The sequence below is a fragment of the Aerolutibacter ruishenii genome, from assembly GCF_007830115.1.
GTDB classification, from domain to species: Bacteria; Pseudomonadota; Gammaproteobacteria; order Xanthomonadales; family Xanthomonadaceae; genus Aerolutibacter; species Aerolutibacter ruishenii.
Map to the genome: position 1 here is coordinate 198,562 of NZ_VLKP01000005.1, position 21,823 is coordinate 220,384.

At 67.1% G+C, this 21,823-nt stretch carries 15 protein-coding genes and 5 tRNA genes; 4 read left to right on the top strand and 16 right to left on the bottom strand.

What is annotated here, in order from left to right:
- The first annotated feature begins 25 nt into the window (after positions 1-25).
- Positions 26-2,674 carry an N-acetylmuramidase domain-containing protein gene (locus IP93_RS07740; protein ID WP_158636302.1) on the top strand — a complete coding sequence of 883 codons (2,649 nt, stop codon included), beginning with the start codon at positions 26-28 and terminating at the stop codon, positions 2,672-2,674.
- A gap of 50 nt (positions 2,675-2,724) precedes the next feature.
- Here the strand turns inward: IP93_RS07740 and IP93_RS07745 are convergent, their stop codons facing one another.
- The 5 genes from IP93_RS07745 to tviB form a co-directional block, all read right to left on the bottom strand.
- Positions 2,725-3,639, bottom strand: a complete 915-nt coding sequence (locus IP93_RS07745; RefSeq protein WP_144814104.1) for a DUF808 domain-containing protein — start codon at positions 3,637-3,639, stop codon at positions 2,725-2,727.
- Between the two features lie 73 nt (positions 3,640-3,712).
- A complete protein-coding gene (galU, locus tag IP93_RS07750) occupies positions 3,713-4,612 on the bottom strand; it encodes a UTP--glucose-1-phosphate uridylyltransferase GalU (RefSeq protein ID WP_144814105.1) in 900 nt (299 codons plus the stop codon).
- A 60-nt stretch (positions 4,613-4,672) separates the two neighbouring features.
- Positions 4,673-6,070 carry a mannose-1-phosphate guanylyltransferase/mannose-6-phosphate isomerase gene (locus IP93_RS07755; protein ID WP_144814108.1) on the bottom strand — a complete coding sequence of 466 codons (1,398 nt, stop codon included), beginning with the start codon at positions 6,068-6,070 and terminating at the stop codon, positions 4,673-4,675.
- 124 nt (positions 6,071-6,194) lie between these two features.
- On the bottom strand, positions 6,195-7,205 hold the full coding sequence (locus IP93_RS07760; protein WP_144814110.1) for an NAD-dependent epimerase: 1,011 nt from the start codon (positions 7,203-7,205) through the stop codon (positions 6,195-6,197).
- 3 nt (positions 7,206-7,208) lie between these two features.
- Positions 7,209-8,498, bottom strand: a complete 1,290-nt coding sequence (tviB, locus tag IP93_RS07765) for a Vi polysaccharide biosynthesis UDP-N-acetylglucosamine C-6 dehydrogenase TviB (RefSeq protein WP_144814112.1) — start codon at positions 8,496-8,498, stop codon at positions 7,209-7,211.
- Positions 8,499-8,846: 348 nt separating this feature from the next.
- Between tviB and IP93_RS07770 the strand changes: the two genes are divergently transcribed.
- A complete protein-coding gene (locus IP93_RS07770) occupies positions 8,847-9,416 on the top strand; it encodes a DUF1190 domain-containing protein (RefSeq protein ID WP_425480039.1) in 570 nt (189 codons plus the stop codon).
- Positions 9,416-10,600, top strand: a complete 1,185-nt coding sequence (locus IP93_RS07775) for a glutathionylspermidine synthase family protein (protein ID WP_144814115.1) — start codon at positions 9,416-9,418, stop codon at positions 10,598-10,600. The genes IP93_RS07770 and IP93_RS07775 overlap by 1 nt, the downstream gene beginning before the upstream one ends.
- A 63-nt stretch (positions 10,601-10,663) precedes the next feature.
- Here the strand turns inward: IP93_RS07775 and arsC are convergent, their stop codons facing one another.
- Together arsC and IP93_RS07785 are read right to left on the bottom strand one after the other, a co-directional pair.
- Positions 10,664-11,020: an arsenate reductase (glutaredoxin) gene (gene arsC / locus IP93_RS07780; RefSeq protein ID WP_144814118.1), complete on the bottom strand. Its 357-nt coding sequence runs from the start codon at positions 11,018-11,020 to the stop codon at positions 10,664-10,666.
- A gap of 157 nt (positions 11,021-11,177) precedes the next feature.
- Positions 11,178-13,544 (bottom strand): TonB-dependent receptor, encoded by a 2,367-nt coding sequence (locus IP93_RS07785; protein WP_158636303.1) that lies wholly within the window; start codon positions 13,542-13,544, stop codon positions 11,178-11,180.
- Between the two features lie 330 nt (positions 13,545-13,874).
- Here IP93_RS07785 and IP93_RS07790 point away from each other — a divergent pair, with 330 nt between their 5' ends.
- Positions 13,875-16,019: an alkaline phosphatase D family protein gene (locus IP93_RS07790; RefSeq protein ID WP_158636304.1), complete on the top strand. Its 2,145-nt coding sequence runs from the start codon at positions 13,875-13,877 to the stop codon at positions 16,017-16,019.
- Positions 16,020-16,121: 102 nt separating this feature from the next.
- Here IP93_RS07790 and IP93_RS07795 read toward each other — a convergent pair.
- The 9 genes from IP93_RS07795 to IP93_RS07835 form a co-directional block, all read right to left on the bottom strand.
- Positions 16,122-16,196: transfer RNA gene (locus tag IP93_RS07795), tRNA-Val, on the bottom strand.
- A gap of 64 nt (positions 16,197-16,260) precedes the next feature.
- The gene (locus IP93_RS07800; protein ID WP_144814124.1) at positions 16,261-17,889 is read right to left on the bottom strand and encodes an FMN-binding glutamate synthase family protein; all 1,629 of its coding nucleotides are present in this window, start codon (positions 17,887-17,889) and stop codon (positions 16,261-16,263) included.
- A 74-nt stretch (positions 17,890-17,963) separates the two neighbouring features.
- A tRNA-Leu gene (locus IP93_RS07805) sits at positions 17,964-18,047 on the bottom strand.
- A gap of 57 nt (positions 18,048-18,104) precedes the next feature.
- Positions 18,105-18,180 (bottom strand) — tRNA-Gly (locus IP93_RS07810).
- A gap of 152 nt (positions 18,181-18,332) precedes the next feature.
- A tRNA-Cys gene (locus IP93_RS07815) sits at positions 18,333-18,406 on the bottom strand.
- 132 nt (positions 18,407-18,538) lie between these two features.
- Positions 18,539-18,614 (bottom strand) — tRNA-Gly (locus tag IP93_RS07820).
- A 36-nt stretch (positions 18,615-18,650) separates the two neighbouring features.
- Positions 18,651-19,232, bottom strand: a complete 582-nt coding sequence (gene pgsA, locus IP93_RS07825; RefSeq protein ID WP_144814127.1) for a CDP-diacylglycerol--glycerol-3-phosphate 3-phosphatidyltransferase — start codon at positions 19,230-19,232, stop codon at positions 18,651-18,653.
- Positions 19,232-21,238, bottom strand: a complete 2,007-nt coding sequence (uvrC, locus tag IP93_RS07830) for an excinuclease ABC subunit UvrC (RefSeq protein WP_144814228.1) — start codon at positions 21,236-21,238, stop codon at positions 19,232-19,234. Before uvrC ends, pgsA begins: the two co-directional genes overlap by 1 nt.
- Before the next feature lie 97 nt (positions 21,239-21,335).
- Entirely contained in the window at positions 21,336-21,815 is a 480-nt protein-coding gene (locus IP93_RS07835) for a low molecular weight protein-tyrosine-phosphatase (RefSeq protein ID WP_144814229.1), read from the bottom strand.
- Between the last annotated feature and the right edge of the window lie 8 nt (positions 21,816-21,823).

Consider the following 21,823-nt stretch of genomic DNA (forward strand, 5'->3'; position numbering starts at 1 on the left):
GCAGGGCCAACCATGGAGTGTTGCCATGAACAAGGACGTCACCGATCTCGCCTGGACCGACCTGGCCAAGGCGCTGGAAGTCGAGGAAACCTGCCTGAAGGCGATCGCCCGCGTGGAAACGGCAGGGCACGGATTCGTCACGGGGCGCAGCGGCAGACCCAAGATCCTGTTCGAAGGCCACGCCTTCCACCGCCTGACCGGTGGCCAGTTCGACGCCAGCCACCCCCACCTGAGCCATGCCGCCTGGGACCCGCGCAAGTACGCGCGTGACCAGGCCGGCGAATGGCAGCGCCTGGACGAAGCCTGCCAGCTCGATCGCCCCGCCGCGCTTCAGTCGGCCAGCTGGGGCCTGTTCCAGGTGATGGGCTTCAACTACCCGTATTGCGGGCACGACACCGTCGAGGCGTTTGTCGCGGCGCAGCACACCGACGCCGACGCGCACGTGTCGGCCTTCGCCCGGCTGGTGCTTCGCCCGCCCTTCCTGCAGGCGCTGCGCACGCGTGACTGGGCCACGTTCGCCGCCGCGTACAACGGGCCGGGCCATGCCGTGCATCGTTACGAGGAGCGCCTGGCGGCTGCGTACGCACAACTGGTCGCGGAAGCGGCCGATGCCACTGCCAGGACCGGTACCGGCCATGGACGCAGGCAGTCCGGACGTGCATCAGCCAATGCGTCCTCACCCGCCACCGCCGCAGTGCCGTCCCTGCCCAGCCTGCGCGCCGTACCGCCGGGCCGCAGCCAGTTCGCGCCATTGGGCTCGGTCCGGCGGCGTCTGCCCAAGCGCCGCAACGTGCGCCCCGACCCCGTCGACCTGCGCGACTGGGAGTACCGCCCCAGCATCGCCATCGCCCCGCCCGACGCGATGCTGCCACTGGACCCCAACCCCACCAAGCAGCAGGGCGACACCAACGCCTGCACCGGGTTCGCGCTGGCCACGGTCATCGAATACCTGCTCGACCGCGGCCAGCGCCCCGTCGAGGCCATGTCGGGGCACATGCTCTACAACATGGCCCGCCGCTACGACGAATGGGCCGAGGAAGATGAGGAGGACGACAGCGGCTCCTCCCTGCGTGGCGCGCTGAAGGGCTGGTCACGGCACGGCGCCAGCTGCGAGCGCCTGTGGCCACGCCAGCCCATGCCCCGCCCCAGACCGGGCTCGCAGGACGACTGGTGGCTCGATGCGGTCAAGCGCCCCCTGGGCGCGTACTACCGCATCGACCCCGACAACATCCGCGACATCCACATCGCACTGCGCGAAGCCGGTGCCGTGTATGCCAGCGCCTTCACCCACAAAGGCTGGGACGCGCAGTTGCAGCAGATGACGCTGCCCGCTCCCACGCAGCTGGACGAGATCCCCGCGATCAAGCACCACAGCGGCTCGCAGGAACAGGGCCACGCCTTCGCCATCGTCGGCTACACCCGCGCGGGCTTCATCATCCAGAACTCCTGGGGGGCCGAATGGGGCCGCGGCGGCTTCGCCGTGCTCACCTACGAGGACTGGACCGAGAACGCCATGGACTGCTGGGTGGTCCAACTGGGCGTGGTCACCGTCGAGCACGAAGCCGTGGCGGGTGCCACCACGATGCGGCTGGACGCGCGCACCGGCGCGGCCATCATCTCGCGCAATACCACGCTGGCCGACCACGAGATCGCGCCTTTCATCATCAACATGGAGAACGAAGGCCAACTCAGCCACCGCGGCCGCTTCCGCACCGGCCCCGAGGACCTGCGCCTGCTGCTGGAGCACCACCTGCCAGAAGCCTGCCGCGCGTGGGGCCTGGAAACGACCGATACGGTGGATATCGCGCTGTATGCCCATGGCGGCCTGACCGGCGAAGAGGCGGCTGCCGCCACGGCGCGCAGCTGGATCCCGCACCTGTACACCGAGCACGTCTTCCCCATCTTCCTGATGTGGGAGACCGACGCGTTCAGCACCTTGTCCAACATTTTCGAGGATGCGGTGAAGGGCGAAGCGGAGAAGACCGGCGGTGAGCGCTGGAACCGCTTCCGCCGGCGCTTCGAGGAATGGCGCGACGAACGCCTGGAGGGACTGGCGCGGCTGCCCGGCGGCAAGCTATGGGGCCAGATGAAGCAGAACGCCGATGCGCTGTCCGGTGCGAAGAACGCCGGCATCGTGCAGCTGTTCGAGCTGTTCAAGCGCAAAGACCTGCAGGCCCGGTTGCCGCGCATCCGCCTGCACCTGATCGGCCATTCCGCCGGCACCATCGTGCACACCTGGCTGGGCGGCCGCGCCCTGCGACGCGGATTGGACGTGGGCTCCATCAGCCTGCTGGCCCCGGCGGTCCGGCTGGACCTGTTCGACCAGCAACTGGGCGGCCATGTCGCGCAGCGACGCATCCCGGTACTGGTGTCCAACCTCACCGACGCCGCCGAACGTGCCGACCCCACCTGCAAGCCCTACGGCAAGTCGTTGCTGTACCTCGTCGCCCGGTCCTTCGAGGACCATGAGGAGACGGCATTGCTGGGCATGGAGAAGCACCTGGTGCCCGCGCTGCCCACCCACGCCTGGGGCAGCCTGGTGCGGCAGCTGCCAACGCCGGGCGGCGCATGGGCGCCCAACACCCCGGCTGCACGCGCCACCACGCATGGCGGACTGGACAACGATGCCGCCATCCGCGAGGCGGTGACGGCCTTCATCAAGGCGCGGGCGTAACGCGCGTCCGCAAGCCTGCGGTGCGGTGTGCCGGCCGGAAGCCGCGCGGCTCAGTGCGCCGCGGTCGGCTTCCCTCGCAGCTTGTTGAACATGGTCACGGCCCCCAGCACGATGGCGCCTGCAATCACGCCGACCCCCGCATTGGCCAGTGCGGTCACGATCGACCCCACCCAGCCTTCCGGCGCCATGCCCTCCACCGCGTGGTGCAGCACCGGAATGGAGTGCACCAGGATGCCACCGCCCACCAGGAACATCGCCGCGGTGCCAGCCACCGACAACGCCTTCATCAGCCACGGTGCCGCGTAAAGGATGCCGCGGCCGACCGCAGCGAGCATCCGCCCCTTCTGCGTGAGCCACAACCCCAGGTCGTCCAGCTTGACGATGCCGGCCACCAATCCGTACACACCCGCGGTCATCGCGGCGGCAATCGCCACCAGCACCATCACCTGCTGCAGGAACGGCTGGCCCGCCACCACGCCCAGTGACAGCACGATGATCTCCGCCGACAGGATGAAGTCGGTGCGGATCGCGCCCTTGATCTTGTCACGCTCCAGCGCCTCCACGTCCAGGTTGGGGTCGGCCAGGTGCTCCAGGTGCTCGGCGTGGTGCTGCGCGTCCTCCTCCTCCGAATGCAGGAACTTGTGCGCCAGCTTCTCCACGCCCTCGAAGCACAGGAACGCGCCGCCGATCATCATCAGCGGGGTCACCGCCCACGGCAGCCAGGCACTGATGGCCAGCGCCGCCGGCACCAGGATGGCCTTGTTGACCGCCGACCCCTTGGCCACGCTCCAGACCACCGGCAGCTCCCGGTTGGCCTTCACCCCCGCCACCTGTTGCGCGTTCAGCGCCAGGTCGTCGCCCAGGACCCCGGCCGTTTTCTTGGCGGCCAGCTGGGTGAGGATGGACACGTCATCCAGCACGCTGGCGATGTCGTCGAGCAGGGTGAACAGGCTGGCGCCGGCCATTGGGTCAGGGTCCGATGAAATGAAGCGTGGATTGTGACGCAATCATCCGTTTCATGGCGTGACAGCCGCGCGGTCAGCGCTCCGCCACCCCCAACTCGTCGAGCGCCTTGCGCATGACTTTTACCGTCGCGGCATGGAGCTTCTCGTTGTCCAGCGCGAAGCGGATCGTCGCCTCGATCAAGCCCAAGTGGCTGCCGCAGTCAAAACGCGTACCCTGGAAGCGGTATGCATGCACCGGCTGCTCGCCCAGCAACTGCTGGATGGCATCGGTCAGCTGGATCTCGCCACCCTTGCCCGGCGGCGTCTGCTCCAGCAGGTCGAAGATGCGGCCGTCCAGCACGTAACGCCCCACCACCGCCAGGGTGCTGGGCGCGTCCGCCGGAGCCGGCTTCTCCACCATCGATTTGACCAGGCCCGAGCGCCCGTCGAACGCGGGCGCGTCCACGATGCCGTAGCTGGCCGTCTTCTCGCGCGGCACGTCCTCCACCGCCACCACGCTACCGCCCTCGCGCTCGGCCAGGTCGGCCATCTGCTTCAGCGCGCCATCGCCCTGGCGGTTCCAGATCAGGTCATCGGGCAACAACACCGCAAACGGCTCGTTGCCCACCACCGGCTTGGCGCACAGCACCGCATGGCCCAGGCCCAATGCCTCTGCCTGCGTCACGAACACCGCGCGCACGTGCGGAGGCAGGATGTTGCGGATCAGGTCCAGTTGCTCCTGCTTGCCCGCCTTTTCCAGCTTCTGCTCCAGCTCGTAGGCCTTGTCGAAGTAGTCGGCCACCGCGTGCTTGTAGCGGTTGGTCACGAACACCAGCGTGTCGCAGCCGGCCTCGATCGCCTCGTCCACCGCGTACTGGATCAGCGGCTTGTCGACGATCGGCATCATTTCCTTGGGCACGGTCTTGGTGGCCGGCAGGAAGCGGGTACCCAACCCCGCCACGGGAAACACGGCCTTGCGAATGCGAGCTGCCATCTGTACTCCTTCAATCCGTTCAATCACCGATGGCTTCCAAAGCCACCATCACACAACACGTCACCCGCGCCCATACACATCCTCGAAGCGCACGATGTCGTCCTCGCCCAGGTAGCTGCCCGACTGCACCTCGATCAGCTCCAGCGGCACCACGCCCGGGTTCTCCAGGCGGTGCTTCACCCCCAGCGGGATGTAGGTGCTCTGGTTCTCCGCCAGCAGGATCACCTCCTCGCCACGGGTGATGCGGCCGGTGCCACTGACCACGATCCAGTGCTCGGCGCGGTGGTGGTGCATCTGCAGGCTCAGCGCAGCACCCGGCTTGACCGTGATGCGCTTGACCTGGAAGCGCTCGCCCATGTCGATGGAATCGTAGCTGCCCCACGGGCGGTACACCTTGCGGTGCCAGGTCGGCTCGCTGCGGCCCTTCTGCTTCAGCGCGGACACAATGCCCTTGACCTCCTGCACGTGGTCCTTGTGCGCCACCAGCACTGCATCGGCGGTGTCCACCACCACCACGTCCTGCAGCCCCAGCAGCGCCAGCAGCCGGCCGTCGCCCCATGCCAGCGTGTTGCGGCAGTCCTGCGCCAGCACGTCACCGTGGTGCGCGTTGCCGTCGCCATCCTGCTCGGCCACTTCCCACAGCGCCGACCAGCTGCCCACGTCGTTCCAGCCCACGTCGATGGGCAGGATGGCCGCGGCCTGGGTTTGCTCCATCACCGCGTAGTCGATCGAGTCCGACGGCGACGCCGCAAACGCGTCCTTGTCCAGGCGGACGAAATCCTCGTCGCGGCGGGCCCTGGCCAGCGCCTCGCGGCAGGCCGACAGCATCGCCGGCTGGTGCGCCGCCAACTCACCCAGGAACGCCGAGGCACGGAACATGAACATGCCGCTGTTCCAGAAGTAGTCGCCACTGGCCACATAGGTCTTGGCGGTCTCGGCATCGGGCTTTTCGACAAATTCGATGACACGGCGTACGCCGTCGCCCAACTCCGCCAGGATGTAGCCGTAGCCGGTTTCCGGTCCCGTGGGCACGATGCCGAAGGTGATCAACGCGCCATCTTCCGCCGCGCCCGCCGCCGCCTGCACCGCCTGGCGGAACGCCTCGGCGTTGATGATCACGTGGTCGGAAGGCAACACCAGCAGGATGGGATCATCGCCACCGCGCATGGCTTCCAGCGCGGCCACCGCAATCGCCGGCGCAGTGTTGCGCGCCACCGGTTCCAGCAGGATGGTCGCGCCGCCGCAGCCGGACTCGCGCAACTGCTCGGCCACCATGAATCGGTGGCCCTCGTTGGCCACCACGATGGGCGCCGCGGACGCCATTGGCGCCACCCTGCGCCACGTGGCCTGCAACATGGAGTCGTCGCCCACCAGGCTCAGGAACTGCTTGGGGAAGGCCTCGCGTGACAGCGGCCACAGCCGCGTACCCGAACCGCCGGACAGGATAACGGGGATCATGGGATGGAAATCTCTCCAGAATCGGCAACGCATGGACCAGCCATCGCCCGACGCGCGCGCCATAAGCGCGAAAACGACGGTCCAACCTCAAGCAGGGCGGTCCGGTTAGCCACGGCCAGGAAAATCAAACCTTATAGTAGCCGCGGTACCATGCCACGAAATCGGCCACGCCCTGCTCCACGGGCACGACCGGCCGATAGCCGACGTTGGCGATCAGATCGGAGACGTCCGCCTCTGTGTCGGGTACGTCGCCCGCCTGAAGAGGCAGCATTTCCATCTGCGCCTTGCGGCCCAGGCATTGCTCAAGCACCTCGATGTAGCGCAGCAATTCGACCGGCCGCTCGTTGCCGATGTTGTACAAGCGATACGGGGCCACGCCACTGGTGGCCGGGTCGGGGGCATCCCCTCGCCATTCCACGTCCTTGCCAGGCACGACATCCAGTGAGCGCACCACGCCCTCGACGATGTCACTCACGTAAGTGAAGCTGCGCTTGTGGCGGCCGTGATTGAACACGCGAATAGGCTGATCCTCGAGTATCGCTTTGGTGAAGAGGAAAAGTGCCATGTCCGGACGGCCCCAAGGGCCATACACGGTAAAGAAACGCAAGCCAGTGCTGGGAATGCCATAAAGATGGCTGTAGCTGTGGGCCATCTGCTCATTGGCCTTCTTGGTGGCCGCATACAACGTCAGGGGGTGCTCAGCCGAATCATGTTCCGAGAACGGCATGTTGGTGTTGGCGCCATACACGGAACTGGTGGAGGCATAGACCAGGTGCTCCACGCCATGATGGCGACAGCCTTCCAGGATATGCAGGAAGCCGGTGACGTTGCTCGACACGTATATGTGCGGGTTCTGGGCAGCGTAACGCACGCCCGCTTGCGCAGCCAGGTTGATGACCCGCTGCGGCTTATGAGCGGCGAACGCGGCCTCCACTGCTGCACGGTCGGCCAGGTCCGCCGTGATATGCGTGTATCCGGCGTGGCCCAGCAGTCGCGCCAGGCGGGCCTTCTTGAGGGTTACGTCGTAGTAATCATTGAGGCTATCGAAGCCGATGACTTCATCGCCACGCGCGAGCAATGCGTGCGCCACGTGCGAGCCAATGAATCCGGCAGTGCCGGTCACGAGAATTTTCATTGGTTATAGCCGTCCATCCACGAGCTGGCGCGGCAGCACATATTTGACATCATACACCACCGAATTATCGGGCTTTCCGTACGCCCGCACACCCTGCCCTCCCAGCGCCCTGAACTCATCATGCCCCACGGCCAACACGATCGCGTCATACGTTGCGGATTGCGGTTGCGAAATCGTCACCAGGCCATATTCGTGCTCCGCTTCATCGGCGTCGACCCAAGGGTCATGCACGTCCACCTGGGCGCTGTAATCCTTTAGCGCGCCGATAATGTCCACCACGCGGGTGTTCCGCAGGTCCGGGCAGTTCTCCTTGAATGCCAGCCCCAGCACGAGGATGCGCGCGCCAACCGGGTTGATCCCTTTGCGCACCATGAGCTTGATCACCTGCTCCGCCACGTACTGGCCCATGCCATCGTTCGTGCGACGACCTGCAAGGATCACGTCCGGATGGTGTCCGACCTGCTGGGCCTTATGGGTCAGGTAGTACGGGTCCACGCTGATGCAATGGCCACCCACCAGGCCAGGGCGAAATGGCAGGAAGTTCCACTTGGTGCCTGCAGCCTCCAGCACTTCCAGGGTGTCGATGCCCAACTTGTTGAAGAGCATCGCCAGATCGTTGACCAATGCAATGTTGAGATCGCGCTGCGTGTTCTCGATCACCTTGGCGGCTTCGGCAACCTTCAGGCTGCTTGCCTTGTGCGTGCCGGCGGTGATGATGCTGCCGTACAGCGCATCCACGTAGTCCGCTGCCTCTGGCGTGGAGCCTGAGGTGACCTTCCTGATGGTGGTGACGCGATGCAGTCTGTCGCCCGGATTGATTCGTTCGGGGCTGTAACCGCAGAAAAAGTCCGAATTGAACTCCAGGCCGGATACACGCTCCAGGATTGGAACGCACACCTCCTCCGTGCACCCGGGGTACACGGTACTCTCGTATACCACCACGTCGCCCCGCTTCAACACACGCCCCAACGCTTCGCTGGCATGAACAAGCGGGGTCAAGTCCGGGCGTTTGGCTTCATCGATTGGCGTGGGCACTGTCACGACAAACGTGTTGCACCCGCGCAGATCGTCCAGCGTGGTACTGAAACGGAGCCGGCCGGCCTGTGCAAGCAGATCCGGCCCGACCTCCAGCGTGCTGTCGCGCCCCTGGCGCAGCTCCGACACACGAGACTGGCTGGTGTCGTAACCCAGGGTCTCGTATCTCTTGCCGAACTCCACGGCCAGCGGCAACCCGACGTAGCCCAATCCCACGATGGCAATGCGTGCGTCCTCAAGCGTACCGGCAAACGGCATGACGTCCCCTTCTGTCGTCCTCATGGAGTTGCCGCGGGCAACTCGGTACCGGCCGATTATGCCAAGTCCTCCGCATGCACGGCGGCTCCGTTACGCGGTTCTTGCTGGCACTGAGCGACCCCGTCTTGTGTGACGCACCATTTCGCCCCCCGCCATGGCACCGCCCACGATCCACAAGCGCCGCCATGGTCCCGCACGATGGAATGCCGGGCGGCCACCAAGCGCGCGAAGGCGAGGCGCAGGCGATCCTCGCGTACAACTGAACAGGCCAGCGTCCACGCCAACGTGAACCGCGGCGCAGGCAGGACGTACTGGAGCCGAAGGGCTTATCCTAGCCCCATGATCCCCATGAACACCCCACTGAAACGCTCCCGACGCACCGCTCTCGTGCTGATGGGCGCCGCCCCGATGCTGCTGCTGGCCTGTGCGCAACAGCCCGAAGTCCAGACCGCCGAAGGCCTGTTCACTTCGGTGGAAGCGTGCGTGGACAAGACCCAGAACCCATACATGTGCAAGCAGGCCTTCGACCAGGCCCAAGGGCAGGCGGCGGAAGCCGCACCGAAGTTCGCCTCGGTGCAGGAGTGCGAGTCGCAGTTTGGCCAGGGGCAGTGCGGCACGCAGCAGACCACCGGCGGGCACTCGTTCATCGGGCCGCTGATGACGGGCTTCTTCCTGTCGCAGCTGATGAGCGGCCGCGGCGGCGCGGCGCCTGCCGGTGGCCCACCGCCGGTAGGCACCACCAAGGGTGAGCCGGCGTTCCGCTCCGCCAGCAACGACTGGCTGAAGCCGGCCCCCTCCTCGACCGGTGGCGCCACCGCGCTGACCCGGGTGGACGCCCAGCCTGACCGCGCCATGACCGTGCGCCGTGGCGGGTTTGGGGCCACGTCGGCCCGACGCTCCGGCAGTTACGGCGGCTGATGCGCCGGGTTGCCATTGCCCCGCGACCGGACTGGCGCCGGCGCGCGGAGGCCTGCGGCTTCCAGTTCCACACGATCGACGGGGCGCCCTATTGGGACGAGAGCGCGTACTACGCGTTCACGCTGGCACAGATCGAGCATGACCTGGAGGATCCCACCGCCGAACTGCACCAGATGGCGATGGCACTGGTGGACGAGGTGGTGGGCAGCGATGCGCTGATGCAGCGGCTGGCCATTCCGGAGGCATTCCGCGATTACGTGGCGCGAAGCTGGCGTCGGCGCGACCCGCACCTGTACGGGCGCATGGACCTGGCGTATGACGGCCGCGGCCCCGCCAAGCTGTACGAGTTCAATTACGACACGCCCACGTCGCTGTACGAGGCGGCGTTCTTCCAGTGGGAGTGGCTGGAGAACCAGCGCGAGCGGGGAGCCCTGCCCGTGCAGGCGGACCAGTACAACGCCATCCACGAAGCCCTGGTGGAGCGCTTTGGCGAGCTGGCTGCGCGACTGAAGCCGCCGATGTACTTCGCGGCGGTGGGCAGCAGTGTGGAGGACCAGGGCACGGTGGCCTACCTGCGCGACTGCGCGGCCCAGGGTGGCCTGCCCGCGGGCCAGATCGCGCTGGAGGACATTGGCGTGTCGGAGGACGGACGCTTTACCGACCTGGACGACGTGGCCATCGGCAGCCTGTTCAAGCTGTATCCGCTGGAAGACCTGTTTGCCGATCCGTTCGGCATGGAGCTGCTGCGCTCGGACCTGCAATTGCTGGAGCCGGCGTGGAAGCTGGTGCTGAGCAACAAGGGCGTGCTGCCGCTGTTGTGGGAGCGCCATCGCGGCCATCCCAACCTGCTGGAGGCGCACTTCGACGAGGGTGATGAATTGCAGCCGGGCTGGGTGCGCAAGCCGCTGTTCTCGCGCGAAGGGGCCAACGTGGCCATGCGCTATCCGGATGGGCGGTTGCTGAGCGAGGCGGGGCCGTATGTCGGCCCGGCGATCCGCCAGGCATTGCATCCGCTGCCCGCGTTTGACGGCCGCTACCCGATGGTGGGCAGTTGGGTGGTGGGCGACCACGCGTGCGGGATCGGCATTCGTGAGGACGACAGCCCGATCACGCACGACAGTGCGCGGTTTGTGCCGCACGCGATCGTGGAGGACGCTGCTGGGCGGGTGGTGGTCGAGATGTGAGACTGCCGCGGGTGTTGTGACGCACCAGGGCTGGTGGCGTCACGTGCCCGTGCGGGCGCTGCGCTACAGCAGCTCAAGCACCTTCTCGGGCGGTCGCCCCACCACGGCCTTGCCGCCGTGCACGAATATCGGACGCTCTATCAGGCGCGGATGGGCCACCATGGCGTTGACCAGGTCGTCCTCGCCCAGGTCGGGGTTGGCCAGGCCCAGTTCGACGTAGGCGTCCTCACCGGTGCGCAGCAGCGCGCGTGCTGGCATGCCCAGCATGCGCAACAGGGCGCGCAGTTCATCGGCGCTGGGCGGAGTCTCGAGGTACGCCACGATCCGAGGTTCGATCCCGCGCTGTTGCAGCAGCTCAAGGGCCCCGCGGGACTTGGAGCAACGGGGATTGTGGTACAGCCGCGTGGGATGCGATGCCATGGTGACCGGACAGGACGCTGGAACGGGCATGGTAACCCCTGCGATCCCGCACGGAAGCGACCGGGCCGCGTCTGCCCACCGGCACCTTGTGCCCGGTCCGTCCACGGTGGCGCATGGCGCCACCGTGGACGGATCGAAGCCGCGGCTGGGCCGCCGATTACTTGAACCGGTAGCCGAAGCGGATGCCGTACAGGCGCGGCGTACCCGGCACGTACGTCGGGATACCGAACAGCTGCCCGGTGTTGCCGGCATCGACCAGGTACTCCTCGTCGGTGAGGTTGTGCGCGTACACCTGCACGTCCCAGCCGTTGCCAAAGGCGATACCCGTGTTCAGGTTCAACAGGCCGTATGCGTCCTGCTCGATGCCCGGCTGGTTGTCATCCTCGAAGTACACCTGCGAGCGCCAGGTGTAGCTGGGGCGCAGGAAGAACTGGCGGCCGTTGCCGAACGGGACGCTCCAGTCCAGGCCCACTGCCACCGTGTTCTCCGGCGTCAGGCGGAAGCGGTTGCCCGCCAGCGCCTGGTGGTTGCCATCGTCGTCGAAGGCGTTGAAGCCCGCGTCGATCCAGCTGTAGTTGAAGAAGCCGCTGAGCGAATCGCTGAACTGGTTCATCAGCGACACTTCCACGCCCGACGCGTGCGCCTTGCCGCCATTGGCGGCGATGAAGAACGGCGGCGGCGTCGGGTTCTGGACCTGCGTCTGGAAGTTGCTGTAGTCGTAGTAATAGGCCGCCAGGTCGTAGACGAAACGGCCTTCATTGGCCGCGCCCTTCAGGCCGATCTCGTAACTCCAGACGATCTCCTCGTCGATGGTTTGCGCCCCATCGGCATCGACCTGCACCACGTCGGGGCGGCGGCCGCGAGACACGCTGGCGTAGGCGTTGATGTCATCGGAGAAGCGGTGGCTGGCCACCGCGCGGCCAACGACCGAATCGAAATCGCCATCGCCGGTGACGCGGCCCGGGGTCGGCGCGAACAGTGCGTTGGGGAACGAGGGATTGGCAGGGGTGGGCAGGAACAGGCCCAGCACGCTCGGCGTACCGTGGGACAGCGCCTCGTAGCCGGACTCGACCTCTTCGTGCGTGTAGCGCACACCCAGCGTCAGGTCGAACCGATCGGTCAGCGACCAGGTGCCGTCGGCAAAAAGCTCATAGGCACTGACATCGCTGAAGTTTGCGTATTCCTCGCTGTGGCGCGCCTTGAGCGGCAGGAACGGCGGCAGGCCCAGCAGCTGCTGCAATACCGGGTGCACGTTGATCAGGGACAGCGAGGTATTGGGCGTGGCGTCGGGATTGAGCGGCGAGACCACGGGCAGCAAGCCGCCGGTTGCGGCCGAGAGCGTGGGCGACAGCAGTGCGTACAGGCTGCGCTCGTCCGTGCTGAAGGGAACGCGCTGCGAGCCGGACTCGTCGAACCAGCTGCCGCCGAAGAAGCCACGGAACGCGCCGCCACCATCATAGTTGAAGCGCACCTCCTGGCTGGTCTGGCGGCCCTTGGCGATCTCGGCGAACTCCAGCAGGTAGAGCTGCGAGCCATCGGCGTCGAACTCCTCGTGGGAGTCGAACTCGCGCCAGCCGGTGATCGTGGACAGCGTCCAGCTGTCGCTCAGCCAGAAGTCTCCGAGCAGGGTGGCACCGTTGACCGTGCGGTCCAGGCCCAGTTCCTCCCCGCGATTGAGGTCGGCCGGCGTATCGGGGAACACATCCCGCGTACCGGCACGCGTGGGGATCACATTGCTGCGGAACGCGGTGCCCGGCGGCGTGTCCTTCTGGTGGTTGAGGATGAGGTCGATGCCGGAGGCTTCGCCCACGTTGAGGTGGAAGCTGGCGCGTACCGCCTGCGTATCGCGGCCGTTGAGGTCGCCACCGGCCAGGTTGTCGACCGAACCGTCGCGCTGCTCATGGAAGACAGCGAGGCGACCGAACAGCGTGCCGTCGACCAGCGGCGCGTTGACGTGGCCGCTGAAATACGTGGAGCCCAGATTGCCGAACCCCGCACGGAACGCGCCCTCGGTGGCATCCCGCGCCTTGTTCTGGATCAGGTGCACCGCACCCGTCTGCGCGCCGCGGCCGAACAGCGTGCCTTGTGGACCGCGCAGCACTTCCACGCGCTCCAGATCGAACATCTCGACCACCGCACCGCGCGAGCGGCTGATCGAAACGCCATCCTGGAACACCGACACGCGCGGCTCGACGGTGGCGTCGCCGCTGTCCGAGGTGATGCCGCGGATCACGAACCCGGGATTGTTCGGGCTCTGCACCTGCGTCTGCAGGCCGGGCACATAACCACCGAGGCGCTCGAAGCCATCGATGCCGAGCTTGTCCAGGAACTCACCCGAGAACGCGGTGATCGCAATCGGCACTTCCTGCACCTGCTGCTCGCGCTTCTGCGCGGTGACAACCATCTTCTCCAGCACCACGACGCCGTCATCGGCCGCGTTGGTCTCCACCGGTGACTGCTGGGCGGGGGCCGTCTGGACCGCCTGCTGCGACCAGGCGCTGGCGCTGGCCAGGGCCAACGCCACGGCAAGCAGGCTGCGTGCGGGCGCCGACCGGGCGGTTGGGTGATGGCGGAAGGCAGACGCGTTGAAGCGGCCGCTATTGCGGATCTGGCATGGCATGGATGAGGACCCCGATTGATGAGCGAGTGCGGAAGGCAGCCCCCTGCCCCCGCAAGGCCCATGAGGGTTCCACGGCCGGATTGCAGCCCGGTTACAACCATGCGTAACCGTACGGTCATGTTGACGCGATTGACTGCCCGACGCTGGCAGGCGTGGGCGCCACGGCCTCCACCGCCCGCCGAGCGTTGCCATCGTTACGTCGCCGCCCGAAGGGATCGGCGCCAAGGAGTGTCCATGCCGCTTACCCGCCGCCGTTTCCTCGGTACCCTCGTCCTGGGTGCAGCCGCACTGTCATTGCCGCAGGGCGCCCAAGCCACCCGCATCGGACCGCGCGGCCCCATCACCGTGGACCGCAGCCGCTTTCCCCAGTCGGTCGCCTCCGGCGACCCGCGCCCGGACCGCGTGCTGCTGTGGACCCGGGTCTGGACCCGGCAGGCACGCGAACCGCTGCTGTTGCAGGTCGCCACCGATGCCGGCTTCACGGGCGCCATGGTGGAAATGGAACTGCACGCCCTGAAGGCCCACGACCACTGCGTGCGCGTGCGTCTCACCGGCCTGGCGCCAGGCCAGGAGCTGCACTACCGCTTCGTGCTGGGCAATGCCACCGACGGCTGGACCGGCTCGCCCGTGGGGCGCACGCGCAGCGCACCAGCACCGGATGCCGACGTGCCCCTGCGGTTCGCCTTCATGAGCTGCCAGGATTACGGCGGCCGCTGGTACAACGCGATGCTGCCGCTGCTGGAGCAGGAACTGGACTTCATCCTCCACCTGGGCGACTTCATCTACGAGACGGTGGGCGACCCGGGTTTCCAGTCACGCGACGCCGGACGCAGCATCACATTCGACGACCAGGCCGGCGCGCTGCGGCTGGGCACGCCGGACGCCCCCTACTTTGCCGCGCGCAGCCTCGACAACTACCGCCAGATCCACCGTACCGTGCGGACCGACCCGGTGTTGCAGCAACTGCTCGAGCGCGCCCCGCTGGTGGCGATCTGGGACGACCACGAGTTTGCCGACGACTGCTGGCAGGCCACGTCCACCCATCACGACGGCCGCCACGACGAAGCCGACGCGGACCGTCGCCGCAACGCCGAGCAGGCCTACTTTGAATACCTGCCGGTGGACGTGGACCTTGGCGCGCCCGACGACAGCGCGCACGTGCAGCCAGGCGCCCTGTTCCCGAACGCAAGCCTATGGCGGCGTTTGCGGTTTGGCCGCAACCTGGACCTGTTCCTCACCGACACGCGCAGCGAGCGCCCCGACCACCTCATCCCGGAGGATGCGTTTCCCGGAACGGTGCTGCATTCGCGCGAGGAACTGCACGAGCGCCTGCCCCAGGTGGGGCTCGCCCCCACGGCCCTGGATCACGTGATGGCGCCATGGTTCGACCTTGACCGCGAGGACCGGGCCCCGTTGCGCAAGGCGCTCCAGCGCGCATTGGGGGCCGCCTGCCGCCGCGAGGGCCTGGACCGCAAACGCGCACGCCAGTACGCCGACGATGCCACCCGCGGGCGGGTGGCGTGGCCGGCGATCAACGCCGTGCTGGCCCGATGGAACCAGGCGACCCCGGGCTTCCTGCATGCCGACATCCCGGCGGTGGAGACCGCCGACGGCACGGGACTGGCCTGGCTGTGCCTGGGCAAGACACGGCTGTTCGACAGCATCGGATCACGGTACTTCGTGCTGGCGGAGGTGTATGACGCACTGGCCGCGCTGCGCGCCAGGGACACCCCACCCGCGCCGATGTCGGCACGGCAATGGCAATGGCTGGGCAAGGGTATGGAAGGCTCGGCCGCGCAGTGGAAAGTGGTGGCCACCTCGATCTCGCTCTCGCCCATCGTGCTGGACCTGTCCGCCGCCGAACTGGGCGCCCCCGAAGCGATGCGCCGACGCTTCCTGCTCAACGTCGACCAGTGGGATGGCTTCCCGCAGGCGAGGCAGGCGCTGCTCGAGGGCCCCTTCGCCCGGGCCGGCAACGTGGTCGCGCTCAGCGGCGACATCCATGCCGCCTTCGTCAGCCAGCACGGCCCCCGCATCAGCGAGTTCACCGTGCCCGCCGTTTCGTCCACTCCGCTGGCGGACATCCTGGGCGCCGAAGCGGCGCGGGACCCGGCCACCCGCGAGGTGGGCGAACGGCTGGTCTCCGGCCTTGATGCACTGATCGCCGCCGGCGCCTCCCAGGTGCGCCATGTGCGGACGCGGGTGCACGGCGTATGCCTGGCCCACGTCGATGCAGGCGGTTTCAAGGTCGAACTGCTCACCTTGCCGCCGGATACGTGCCGCCAGCGCCTGTACGACGCTCCGTCCTCGCTGGACGCGCGACTGCAGCGGCAGGTGTTCCATGTCGCCGCAAGCGATGGACAGGTTCGCGCGCTATGACGTCCAGCAACGACCGCTTCGCGCACCAGCGCAGCGTGTCGCCGGGCCTGTCCCTTGAAACAAAAAAACCGGCTTTCGCCGGTTCTTCGCTATCCGCAGATATGGTGGGCGGTGCAGGGATCGAACCTGCGACCCTTGCCGTGTGAAGGCAATGCTCTACCGCTGAGCTAACCGCCCCTGAGGGCTGCGCAGTATACAGCAACCTCCCCCACACTTGCCAAGGGGTTGATGCGAAATTTCTTCACACCAGTTTGGACTGGCGCAGCGACTGCACGCTCGCCGGTGCGGCAAAACTGTCGCTGCTGGCGCAGGCCCAGAATTGCTGGAACACGGCATGCGACGGGACCCTGCCCAGCAGGTCGCCCGGTTGCAGGAACGCGTGCAACGCACCGAGCGAGCGCACCTCGACGGGCGACACGCGGCGCAGGATGTGCTCGGGTCCCAACTGGTCCGGGTGTTCCAGGCCGGCCGCACACAGCAGGTCGCGCAGCGCCTTCATCGTGTTCTGGTGGTAGTTGAAGACGCGCTGCCCCTTGTCGGTCACGTCCAGGTGCTTCCAGCGTGCGGCGTCCTGCGTGGCGATGCCGGTGGGGCAATGGTCGGTGTGGCAGCTGAGCGACTGGATGCAGCCCAGAGCGAACATGAAACCGCGCCCCGCGTTGCACCAGTCGGCGCCCATCGCCAGCGTGCGCGCGATGTCGAACGCGCTGCTGATGCGGCCGGCCGCGCCGATGCGGATGCGGCCGCGCAGATCCAGGCCCACCAGCGTGTTGTGCACCAGCATCAACGCCTCGTGCATGGGCACGCCCACGTGGTCGATGAACTCGGCAGGCGCGGCGCCGGTACCGCCTTCGGCACCGTCCACCACGATGAAATCCGGCAGCATGCCGGTCTCCGCCATGGCCTTGGCGATGCCGAACCATTCCCACGGATGGCCGATGGCGAGCTTGAAGCCGGTGGGCTTGCCGCCCGACAACTCGCGCAGGTGGGCAACGAAGGCCAGCAGTTCGCGGGGCGAGTTGAACGCGCTGTGGCGCGCGGGCGACACGCAATCCACGCCCTTGGGTACGCCACGGGTCACCGCGATCTCCGCATTGACCTTGGCCGCTGGCAGCACACCCCCATGCCCCGGCTTGGCGCCCTGCGACAGCTTCACCTCGATCATCTTGACCTGCGGGTCGCGCGCGTTGGCGGTGAAACGCTCCTCGCTGAAACTGCCGTCGTCGTTGCGGCAACCGAAGTAACCCGAGCCGATCTCCCACACCAGGTCGCCACCGTGCTCGCGGTGGTACGGCGAAATCGAGCCTTCGCCGGTGTCGTGGTAGAAGTCGCCCAGCTTGGCGCCCTTGTTGAGCGCACGGATGGCATTGGCCGACAGCGCGCCAAAACTCATCGCCGAGATGTTGAACACGCTGGCCGAATACGGCTGCGCGCATTGCGCGCCGATGGTGATGCGGAAGTCGTGGCTGCGGTGCGGCGTGGGCGCCATCGAGTGGTTGATCCACTCGTAGTCCACCGCGTAGGTGTCCTGCTGGCTGCCGAAGGGCAGTACGTCGTTGACCGACTTGGAGCGCTGGTAGATCAGCGCGCGCTGCTGGCGCGAATACGGCACTTCCACGGTGTCGGACTGGAAGAAGTACTGGCGCAGCTCCGGCCCGATGGATTCCAGGCTGTAGCGGAAATGCGCCAGCAGCGGGTAGTTGCGGCGCAGCGTGCTGCGGGTCTGCAGCAGGTCGGCCGTCCCCAGCAGCGCCAGCGCACCGAACACCACCACCCCCAACAGGGGCCACGTGCCGCTGGCACTGGACCAGGCCAGCAGCGACAACAGGGTCAACAGCACGCTGAGTGCGTAGGGGAAATATCGGGCCATGGATGATCGCTTGCGGCGTGATGCGACCGAGGATATCGCGTTGCGCGCAATGCACGCGCGTTGTGCGCGGCGTGTGCCCGGTGTCGGGATCGAACCGACATGGCCTTGCGGCCGAGGGATTTTAAGTCCCTTGCGTCTACCAGTTTCGCCAACCGGGCGTTGAAACAACAAAGCCCCGCGATTGCGGGGCTTTGCGTGGGGCGAACCCCTGAATCTGGAGCGGGAAACGAGACTCGAACTCGCGACCCCGACCTTGGCAAGGTCGTGCTCTACCAACTGAGCTATTCCCGCGGGGAGCGTCATTCTACAGCAAAAAACTGGTTTGTGAATAGCACCGCGCTGTCGGGGCGCTTCTTTCGGAAAGATCGCCATGGCGGCATTCGGCGCGTCCTCATGCCCTGCGCTTCAAAAAAAGGGCTCCGCCGAAGCGGAGCCCTGAAATCTGGAGGCCGAGGTCGGAATTGAACCGGCGTACGCGGATTTGCAGTCCGCTGCATAACCACTCTGCCACCCGGCCGGATGACGATCGCTTGCGCGACAGGCCACAGCATACCGCCCGCAGCCACGATTGCACCAAAGACAGCGTGCGACCGCTGAAAAAACAAAACCCCGATTCCGGGGCCTTGTCCAGGGGCAACCCCCTTGAAACTGGAGCGGGAAACGAGACTCGAACTCGCGACCCCGACCTTGGCAAGGTCGTGCTCTACCAACTGAGCTATTCCCGCAGAGGAAGCGACATTTTAGGCATGGAACGCAACATGTCAACTGGTTTTCACATCCTCGCGCAGGCTCGGCCATGCGGCACGCAGGTAGGCGAAACCGGACCACAGCGTCAGCAATGCCGCCACGGCCAACATCCAGTCGCCGATCTTGAACAGCAGCGTAATCGGGCTGCCCAGCCGGTCGGGCACGGAGTACAGCAGGATCGTCAGCGCCACCATCTGCACCACGGTCTTGAGCTTGCCGATGGTGGCCACTTTGACCGTGGCACGCTGGCCGATCTCGGCCATCCATTCGCGCAACGCGGACACGGCGATCTCGCGGCCGATGATCACGGCGGCCCACAAGGCCATCCACGGCGTGGGGTGCTTCTGCACGATCAGCAGCAATGCGGTGGCCACCATCAGTTTGTCCGCCACCGGGTCCAGGAACGCGCCGAAGGCGGAATGCTGGTTGTAGCGGCGGGCGATCCAGCCATCCAGCCAATCGGTGATGGAGGCGAAGGCGAAAATGAACGCCGCGGCGAAATTGGTCCACTTGAAGGGCAGGTAGAACACCGCGACCAGCACCGGGATCATCACGATCCGCAGCAGGGTCAGGAGGGTGGGTACCGTCAACTTCATCATTCGCTCCGCGCGTCCAGTCCGTGCAGGGTGGCATAGATCCGTTCGGCGAGGGCATCGTTGATGCCTTCGACCCGGGAAATTTCCTCGACCCCCGCGGCCTTGAGTCCCCCCAGGCCGCCAAAGTGCTTCAACAGGTTAGCGCGTCTGCGCGGGCCGATGCCGGGGATGTCCTCCAACCGGCTGACATTGCGCGCCTTCTGGCGGCGGCCGCGGTGGCCGGTGATGGCGAAACGGTGCGCTTCGTCACGCACCTGCTGGATGAGTTGCAGGGCTGGCGATTCAGCCCCGGGCCGAACGCTGCGGCCGTCGGGCAGGAGCAGCTCCTCGTCGCCAGGGCGGCGCTCGGGGCCCTTGGCCACACCCACCAGCAGTACGCCCTCCACACCCAGTTCGTCCAGCACGGCGCGAGCCTGGGCCACCTGCCCTGCCCCGCCGTCGATCAGCAGGATGTCGGGAAGGACGCCCAACTCGGACGATGCGCGCGGGTGCTTGCGCGACGGCTTGGCGGACACGCTGGCCGGTGCGCCTGGCGTCGTCGCATCCGTGCCTTGGTCCGGGGCCAGACCAGGGCCATCGCCTGCCGACACCCCGCGGACTTCCGGTTGGGTGCCACCATCCGCCGCGGCCAACCCTTCCCGCTCTTCCATCGCCCGCCGGAAGCGGCGGTAGATCGCCTGGTGCATGGCGGCGTAGTCGTCGCCAGGCTCGATGCCGGTGATGTTGAAACGGCGGTACTGGCCGCGCACCGGGCCTTCGGCGTCGAACACCACGCACGAGGCGACGGTGGCCTCGCCCATGGTGTGGCTGATGTCGAAGCACTCGATGCGCTTGGGCAGCTCGGGCATGTCCAGCAGTTCGCGCAGGGCCTGCGCGCGGGCGTGCTGGGCGGCGTGGCTGGTGCGCTCGGCGGCCAGCGACATCTCGGCGTTGCGGCGGGCCAGGTCGACGTAGCCGGCGCGCTCGCCGCGTACGTTGTGGCGGATCTGCACGCGACGATCGCTGGACGCGGACAGCGCCTGTTCGATCAGCTCGCGGTCGGCGATGTCGCGGTCGAGGATGATCTCGCGCGGCGGGTTCTGCTCGCCGTAGTACTGGGAGACGAACGCGGCCAGCACTTCCTCCGGGTTGTCGCTGCCATTGGTTTTCGGGAAGAACGCACGCGTGCCGAGATTGCGCCCGTCGCGGAACGCCAGCAGCAGCACGCAGGCCTGCACGCCGTGCATGGCGATGGCCAGCACGTCCAGGTCGGCGGCACGGCCGTCGACGTACTGGCGTGCCTGCAGGGTGCGGATCGACGCGACCAGGTCACGCAGGCGTGCGGCGTTCTCGAAGTCCAGCCGCTCGGCGGCGTCTTCCATGGCCTTCGTCAGCTCGCCGGTGAGCTCGTCGCTGCGGCCTTCCAGCAGCAACGTGGCGCGGCGCACGCTCTCGGCGTAGTCGCGCGCCTGCACCAGGCCCACGCACGGTGCGCTGCAGCGGCCGATCTGGTGCTGCAGGCACGGCCGCGAGCGGTTGCGGAACACGCTGTCCTCGCAGTTGCGCAGGCGGAACAGCTTGTGGATCAGGTTGAGCGTGTCGCGCACCGCCATCACGCTGGGGTACGGGCCGAAGTAGCGCCCCGGCACCGCGCGCGGGCCGCGGTGCATGGCGATGCGCGGCCATGTCTCGCTGGTCAGCAGCACGTACGGGTAGCTCTTGTCGTCGCGCAGCAGCACGTTGTAGCGCGGCTTGAGCGACTTGATGAGCTCGTTCTCGAGGATCAGCGCCTCGGCCTCGGTGCGGGTGACCGTGACCTCCATGCGCGCCACCTGCGACAGCATGGCCATGATCCGCGCCGACTTGGGCGTGGCGTTGAAGTAACTGGAAACGCGGTTCTTCAGCGCGCCGGCCTTGCCGACGTACAGCACGGTCTCGTCGGCGGCGATCATGCGGTACACGCCCGGCGCGGTGCTGAGCGTGCGCACGAAGGCCTTGCCGTCGAAGGGAGGCGCGGGGGTGGTCATCGGGTCCTGCATCGGCACTCCATCTGGGGCCGATTATGCGTCAGGGCAAGCGCCGGGCAGCCGGTCGCACCAAAGCGCGCGCCGACCCTCGCAAGACTCAGCGCCACTGCCCCTGGCTGGCCAGCAGGCGCGCGACGACGCCATCGGCCGCGCGCTCCAGCAGGGACCAGCTGTGCTCGAATTCGTGGGTGCCGCCGGTGTAGGGGTCGGGCACTTCGTCGCCCTCGCCTACCCCGCTCCATTCCAGCAGCAGCGTTGCACGTTGGTGGAGGGCGGGATCAATGCGCGCGCGGACGTCGGCCAGGTTGTCGCGGTCGGCGCACAGCAGCCAGTCAAACGTTTCTGCATCGAGACGACGGAACTGGCGCGCACGCAGGTGGCCGATGTCCACGCCATGGCGCGCGGCCGTGGCGATGGCGCGGTGGTCCGGCGGCTGGCCCACGTGCCAGTCGCCGGTGCCGGCGGAATCCACCAGCACGCGACCGCGCAGGGGCGATGCCTCGATGCGGGCGCGCAGCACGCCCTCGCCCATCGGCGAGCGGCAGATGTTGCCCAGGCACACCACCAGCAGGCGCACGGGCGCGG